The following is a 507-nucleotide window of genomic DNA, read 5'->3' as shown; positions in this document are numbered from 1 at the left end:
AAATAAATATGCCACAGGCATGTGACCAAGCACAGAGCATCCCGTATAAGCGCCCGCCAGCTAGTGAGTGTTTGACTACGATAGCCAGACTAGGTCCAGGGGACATTGCTCCCAATAAACATATGGTTAATAAGGTAACGATAAATGTGAATGTCATGTACTTCTCCTAGGTATCCTGCCTTATTAAAAGCAGTTTCTGAACCATACAAGAAGATTGCCATGATTTGAAATCATGATAAATCATACTAGGGATGATTTGGGGGACTGATGGTGAGTTGTTAATCAACTAATGTGAATAGAATATTCATTCTCTTGCATTATCAACATGATTTGTTCTCTTATCCATTTGTGGCTTGGGGCATTATCAAATTTAGGGTGCCAAATTAACCAATACTTATTAATGCCAATGTCAAATGGTAGTTGCTTATAAGTGATGGATGATAGTTTTTCGAGCGTTTTGGCAATATGTAGAGGAATGACCATGAGTGAGTCTGTTTGAGTTAATTG

1 pseudogene is annotated in these 507 nt (G+C 38.3%); it reads right to left on the bottom strand.

What is annotated here, in order from left to right:
- Positions 1-282 precede the first annotated feature (282 nt).
- Positions 283-507 (bottom strand): annotated as a pseudogene (locus Q5762_RS37045) (hypothetical protein); the annotation flags it as partial.

Origin of the sequence: Streptomyces sp. P9(2023) (assembly GCF_032436795.1) — a bacterium.
Taxonomy (GTDB): domain Bacteria; phylum Actinomycetota; class Actinomycetes; order Streptomycetales; family Streptomycetaceae; genus Streptomyces.
Note: the sequence above shows the minus strand (reverse complement) of the source record. Positions and strands in the feature narration are given on the sequence as shown.